The organism is Candidatus Frankia nodulisporulans (assembly GCF_902806475.1).
Taxonomy (GTDB): domain Bacteria; phylum Actinomycetota; class Actinomycetes; order Frankiales; family Frankiaceae; genus Frankia; species Frankia umida.
In genome coordinates, this window is the sequence record NZ_CADCWS010000242.1 from 1 (window position 1) to 6326 (window position 6326).

Consider the following 6326-nt stretch of genomic DNA (forward strand, 5'->3'; position numbering starts at 1 on the left):
AAAAAACAAACGATCTACGAGACCTGACCAGTTACCTTCAGATGAGGGAGTTCTTCCTCATCTACGTGATCTTCTGGTGCGTGCCGGTGCGCCTGAGGCCCAAGGAACGGTGCGCCCTGAGCGTCCGCCCGTGACTCGTCAGCTCTCGGCGGTAGCGGCAGAGGAGGATCGACCAAACATGATCTTTGTTCACCGGGATGCGGACCGAGAAGGAGCCTCCGCGCGCCGCGCCGAAATAGCGGCAGCCGCAGCTGGGAGCGGCTTGCTGGAACCGGTCGTTCCCGTCATCCCAGTCCGGCATCTGGAGGCTTGGCTGCTGCTAAGTGAAGGCGAGATTCGCCGCGCTGTCGGGCGGCCCAAGGGGTCGGCTCCGCTGTCCTTGCCCAGTCTGCGCGAAGTAGAGAAGAAAGACTGCAAGGCCATTCTTCGGCGGGCGCTGGTGGAGGCTGGAGAAACCTCCGGCCGTCGACGTCAGAAGGCGGATACCGAGGCGGCCTTCAGCGCGTACCGGAAAATTCTTCTTGAACGGCTCGACATCGATGGGCCGGTGCGTGAGCTGCCGTCATGGCGTGCGCTCGAGGCCGACATCAGGACTGCCGTTTCTCGCCTGATGTCGGCCCGATCCGAGGGTGGCTGAGCGCGTCCATCCGGCTGGTCACAGGGGAGAGTGGATGCCGTGAATCTGCAGGGCGCCGCGGGTGAGGGCGAGGGCGGCGGGTGAGGAGCCGATGTTGTCCTGGTCCATGAAACTGAAGGCGAACAGGCCGGCGGCGCTGAGCTGGCGGACCTCGTCACCGGTCAGCAGCGCCTGCATGTCGGACTGCCAGGCGCTCTGCGACTCGGACTTGTAGTGGGCCAGCATGACGGGGCCGAACCTGCCGAGGGCGGCGGTCATGCTCTGGACGTCGGGGGCGCTGGGATCGCCACCCATCGCCTGGAAGCTCTGGAAGTCCGAGGCCCGCATCACGTCGGCGAAATAGGGCAGCAGGGATTTGCCGCCGCCGATGAGCGGATCGTCCCAGCGCTCCTGCCAACCACCCCAGCCCAGCGACACCCGGGCGTTCGGCGCCCCGGCGTGAAAGATCTGCATGGCGGCGAGGTACTGGTCCTTGAGAGTCAGGTAGTAGTTGGTCGTCTCGGCGCTGGCCGCCCAGGCATTGGTCTGGCAGGGGTAGGTCTGGAACTCGGTGAACAGCGTGACGTACAGGGCCGGACCGTTCGCGGCGCCGGCGAAGATCGAGGCGAGTTAGCGGGCGTCCGAGAGGAAGGCGCTCGACAGCGGGTACTCGCGGCCGCAGGCCTGGCCGTGCGCGGTGGAGAAGGTGCCGGTCGAGCCGGTGCCGTCCAGCCAGACGATGAGATGAATACCGTGGCCCGAGCGGTACACCTGGGGAATCAGATCGAGCTTCCACTTGCGCAGGAAGCCGAGGTCGTTCGGGCCGTTGAACCAGGTGCTGTAGAAGTCGAGATCGCCGGCCAGCGGCGAGGACTGGGCGCTGTCGAGGCCTGGGCCCAGCCCGAACCGGAGCTTTCCCGCCGGTGTGGCCGGTACCGGGCGAATACTGTCCGAGAGGGCCTCCCGCTGGGCGTCGGTCGCGGCGGGAAGGCCGGTCATCCCGTGTTCCGACGTGCGCTTGTCGCCACCAAGCCCGCCCGTCAGATGACCGACGAGCACGACCGCGACGGCTGTTACCGCCAGCAGCGCGATGAGGGGTACCGCCAGATGTCGAAACCTCCGGCTACGCATCGAAACATTTCCTCTCGTGACGACCTTCCTATGTGGCGAGACAGTAACTGATCCGATACTTTGCGGAGCTGTATGGGCGGGATGGTCCGACGGGGACGGCGTGTCGCCGTGCCGTCCCCGTCGCGGGGTGGGGTTGTCGGGGGGTCGCGTCGAGCCGACCGTGTTGTGCCATCGTTGTCACCTTCGTGGTTATCCGAGGGTGGTATTCGGTGATCAGGGGGTACGTCCGGCGGCACCATGAACCGTCGTGATCGCACTACGAGACTCCTGGCCACCTGGCTTCGCATCCGGCGCCGTGGCGGCCCGGGCGCGTCCGAGCATGGCGGCGAGGCCGCCGTCGACAACCCGGCTGACCATGTCACCGACGGGGAGCACGCTCCCGGGGGAGCGGGCCGCGGTGCTGGAGAACGCGCTGACAGCGGGGAGAACGCCGCCGGCGGCGGGGCCTTCGCGGATGAAGGGGATGCGGGGGATGGGCAGGACGAGGTCGGTGACCTGATTCGGATGGTGGCCCGGGAGGGGTTCGGCTTCGAGGGGCTGCGGGATGGGCAGCTGGAGGCGATGCGGGCGGTGCTCGCGGGGCGGGACACGCTGTGCGTGCTGCCGACCGGTGGGGGAAAGTCGGCGGTCTACCAGATCCCGGCGCTGGTGCTGGCGGGGCCGGCGGTGGTCGTCTCGCCGCTGATCGCCCTGCAACGGGACCAGGTGCGACGGATCACCGAGCGGATGTCCACGCTGATCGGCCCGACGGAGCCCACGTCGGCCGCGGCGGTGGTGGCGAACTCGGACGCGGGCGCGGCGGCACGCCGGGCGGCGTTCGACGCGGTTCGGCAGGGGCGGACCGAGTTCCTGTTCCTGGCACCCGAACAGCTGGCGCGCCCCGATGTTCGGGCGGCGCTGCGCGAGGCGAAACCGTCCCTGTTCGTCGTGGACGAGGCGCACTGCGTGGCGTCCTGGGGGTATGGGTTTCGGCCGGACTACCTGCGCCTTGGGCAGGTGATCGAGGAGCTGGGGCATCCGACGGTGGTGGCGCTGACGGCGACCGCCGCGCCACCGGTGCGCCGGGAGATCCGTGAACGACTGCGGATGCGGGAGTGCGCCGAGGTGGTGAGCGGGTTCGACCGGCCCGAGATCAGCCTGTCGGTGGTGTCGTTCACCAGCGAGGAGGACAAACGGGCGAGCCTCATCGAACGGATCGCCGCCGAGGCGAAGCCGACCCTAGTCTACGCCGCCACCCGGCGGGCCACCGAGGAACTGGCCGCGGAGGTCAGCGCGCTCGGCCTGACCGCCCACGCCTACCACGCCGGCCTGCGGGCGGCGCGGCGCCGGGAGGTCGAGGCGGCGTTCATCGGTGATCGGTGTGACGTGGTCATCGCGACCACGGCGTTCGGGATGGGAATCGACAAGCCGAACGTCCGGACGGTCATTCACGCCGAGGTCGCCGATTCGCTCGATTCCTACTACCAGGAGATCGGACGGGCCGGCCGGGATGGGCAGCCGGCGCTGGCCTGCCTGTTCTACCGACCGCAGGACCTCGGGCTGCGCCGTTTCCAGGCGTCCGGCCAGGTCGACGAGACCGCGCTGCGGCGCGTGGCAGTCCTGCTCGGCCACGCCGAGGAAGCGGTGACGGCACGTGAACTCGCGCAGGCCGCCCAGCTGCGCGCCCCGACGCTGAGCCGTCTGGTGGACCTGCTCGTGGACGCCGAGGCGGTCGTCGTCCACGATGACGGACGGATCGCCACCCACCCGGATGCCCCCGAACCGCGGGAGGCGGCCCGGCGTGCGCTCGCCGTCGCCGAGAGCCGGGCCGAGATCGACCGCTCACGGGTCGAGATGATCCGCGCCTACGCCGAGACCCGCACCTGCCGGCGTTCCTTCCTGCTCGCCTACTTCGGCGAGTCGGCCGGTCCGTGTGGGAACTGCGACATCTGCGGCGCCGACCGGCCCGGTGGACGAACCGCCTCCGCGCTCGAGGGACGGGCCGTCGATCCACCGGGCAACGGTGCCAACGGCGGGGGTGCCAACGGCGGGGGTGCCAACGGCGAGGGTGTCAACGGCGAGGCGGAGACGGCGGCCCAGGAGCAGCCGTTTCCAGCGGGCTGCGCGGTGCGGCACGTGGCCTTCGGGGACGGGCAGGTGGTGCGGGTGGAGGGTGACCAGGTCACCGTGCTGTTCGACGGCGCCGGTTACCGCACCCTGTCGGCCGAGACCGTCCAACAGCGATCGCTGCTTGCCCGCGCCTGAAAGCACCGACGAGGGGCGGCCCCGGACGGGGGTCGCCGGTGGGGGGCGGGTGTCAGGGGGTGCGACCTTCTGGCTACCTTCGCCCGGTCGGCACCCTCGGGCCTGCACCTTGCGGTATCGGCGATTCAACAGTCAGTATCCGTCCTGTCCAGAAAATCCGGATAATTGATATTTCGGACATGTCGCGGATCGTGCGCTCGACCGAGGTGCCAGAGCGCTGCTGCGCACCGGCGTGGTCGCGCGCGCGGTCAAGCAGGGAGGACCATGGCCGCACACGCGGAGCTGCAGATGAGTACCGCCCTGATCACCGGGGCGTCGTCGGGAATCGGGGCGGCCTTCGCCGAGGCCTACGCGGCGCGGGGAGCACGGCTCGTCCTCGCCGCGCCCGGCGAACCCCGGCTGCGCGAGGTCGCCGAGCGGCTGCGCCGGGAGCACGGCGTCGACGTGCGCACCGTCGCCGTCGACCTGGCCGAGGAAAGCGGTCCGGACACGCTGGCGAAGGCCGTCGCCGAGATCGGCCTGGACATCGACATCCTGGTCAACAACGCCGGGTTCGGGAGCCGCGGCCCGTACCACGAGATCGCCGCCGAACGCGATCACCGGCAGGTCATGCTCAACGTGGTCGCGGTGGAGCGGGTCGCCCACCTGTTCCTGCCCGGCATGGTCGCCCGGGGCGGCGGAACCATCATCAACACGTCGTCGACGTCGGGCTTCCAGGCCGTCCCGTACATGGCGGTGTACGGCGGTTCGAAGGCGTTCGTGCTGCACTTCTCGATCGCGCTGTGGGCGGAGTACCGCCGCTACGGTGTGCGGGTGCTCGCGTTGTGCCCGGGGCCCACGGACACGGGCTTCTTCGAGGCGCTCGGCTCCCGGATGTCCGCCGGTGGCCGGGTGCGCACCACCGACGAGGTGGTCGCCGCCGCGTTCCGTGCCCTGGATCGAGGGCAGGCCTATGTGATCGACGGACGGCTCAACTACCTCACGTCCAACGCCTCCCGGCTGCTGCCACGCGGGTTCGTCGCCCAGATCACCGAACGGGTGCTGCGCCGTGGCTCGATGGCGATGGTCCGCTCGGCGCGGGCCCCGCGGTCCCGCCGTCTCCTCGGCCGCCGCACCGCCAGCTGAGTCACCCCACCGGTGGGCACCGGCCTCCGGGTACCCGCGCACCGTCGCCCGGGCCGCCTCCGGATCGGCGCGCCTCGGCCGCGGGATCGATCACCGTGGCCGAGGCGCCGCCGTCGGGGTCCCTGTCAGCGGGCAGCGGCCGGGGTGGCGGTGCCGGCCGGGGTGAGGCCGCCCAGCTCGGCGACGAGTTCGAGGCAGCGGATGCGGTCGGACGGCTCCTGCGTGTTCGTCACCACCATGATCTCGTCAGCTCCGGTGGCGTCGAGCAGCGCGTCCAGGCCGGCGCCGACGGTCAGCGGCGAGCCGACGATGTGCGACGCCGTGAGGTTGTCGGCGGCCGCCCGCTCCTGCGGCGTCCACGGGTGCTCGGCGGCCTCCCGCGGCGACGGGAACGCCACCGGACGCCCACCGCGCAGGCGCAGCATCGCCAGCCGGACCGAGTTGTGCAGCCACTCGGCCCGCTCGTCGTCGTCGGCGCACAGCACCGCGGCCGCGACGATCGCGTACGGCCGTTCCCGTCCCGGCGACGGCTGGAACGACCGCCGGTACAGCTCCAACGCCGGGATGGTGTTCGCCGAACTGAAATGATGCGCGAACGCGAACGGAAGCCCGAGCATCCCGGCGGCCTGGGCGCTGTAACCGCTGGACCCGAGCAACCAGATCGGCGGCACCGGTGCCTGCGGAAACGCGTACACCCCCCGCATCGGATGCCCCTCGGGGAACTCCCCGCCGGCGAGGAAGGTCGTCAGTTCCGAGAGCTGCTGGGGAAAGTCGTCCACCGCCAGGGGCCCCGCCGTGCGTCGCAGCGCCCGCGCGGTCGCCGGATCCGTGCCCGGCGCCCGGCCGAGGCCCAGATCGATGCGCCCCGGGAACAACGTGCCGAGGGTGCCGAACGCCTCGGCCACCGCCAGCGGCGCGTGGTTGGGCAGCATCACCCCACCCGACCCCACCCGAATGGTGCTGGTCGCCGCCGCGATCTGACCGATCAGAACCGCCGTCGCCGAGCTCGCGATCCCCGGCATCCCATGATGCTCCGCCAGCCAGTACCTGGCGTACCCCAGCCGTTCCGCCTGTCGGGCCAGTTCCAGCGACCCCTGCAACGCCTCGCCCGCCGGTACTCCGGAACCGACCGGAACAAGATCCAGAACTGACAGTGGTACCCGCCGAGTCAAAGACACGCCACGGTGCAACACCGCCCCCGCCGCCTCTC

6 protein-coding genes are annotated in these 6326 nt (G+C 70.5%); 3 read left to right on the plus strand and 3 right to left on the minus strand.

Translation table 11 applies throughout. From position 1 onward, the window contains the following. Nucleotides 1-178: 178 nt before the first annotated feature. Nucleotides 179-637 (plus strand): hypothetical protein, encoded by a 459-nt coding sequence (locus G6R24_RS17120; protein ID WP_217451517.1) that lies wholly within the window; start codon nt 179-181, stop codon nt 635-637. An 18-nt stretch (nt 638-655) separates the two neighbouring features. Here the strand turns inward: G6R24_RS17120 and G6R24_RS22660 are convergent, their stop codons facing one another. Further along, nucleotides 656-1090 (minus strand): hypothetical protein, encoded by a 435-nt coding sequence (locus tag G6R24_RS22660; RefSeq protein WP_225438646.1) that lies wholly within the window; start codon nt 1088-1090, stop codon nt 656-658. A gap of 156 nt (nt 1091-1246) precedes the next feature. Further along, on the minus strand, nt 1247-1747 hold the full coding sequence (locus G6R24_RS22665) for a hypothetical protein (protein WP_225438647.1): 501 nt from the start codon (nt 1745-1747) through the stop codon (nt 1247-1249). Between the two features lie 237 nt (nt 1748-1984). Here G6R24_RS22665 and G6R24_RS17130 point away from each other — a divergent pair, with 237 nt between their 5' ends. Next, on the plus strand, nt 1985-3991 hold the full coding sequence (locus G6R24_RS17130) for a RecQ family ATP-dependent DNA helicase (protein ID WP_163550234.1): 2007 nt from the start codon (nt 1985-1987) through the stop codon (nt 3989-3991). A gap of 288 nt (nt 3992-4279) precedes the next feature. Further along, entirely contained in the window at nt 4280-5116 is an 837-nt protein-coding gene (locus tag G6R24_RS17135; RefSeq protein WP_225438648.1) for an SDR family NAD(P)-dependent oxidoreductase, read from the plus strand. 125 nt (nt 5117-5241) lie between these two features. On the opposite strand, the gene G6R24_RS17140 is transcribed toward G6R24_RS17135, so the two are convergent. Then, nucleotides 5242-6309 carry an LLM class flavin-dependent oxidoreductase gene (locus G6R24_RS17140; protein ID WP_338084455.1) on the minus strand — a complete coding sequence of 356 codons (1068 nt, stop codon included), beginning with the start codon at nt 6307-6309 and terminating at the stop codon, nt 5242-5244. Nucleotides 6310-6326: the final 17 nt, after the last annotated feature.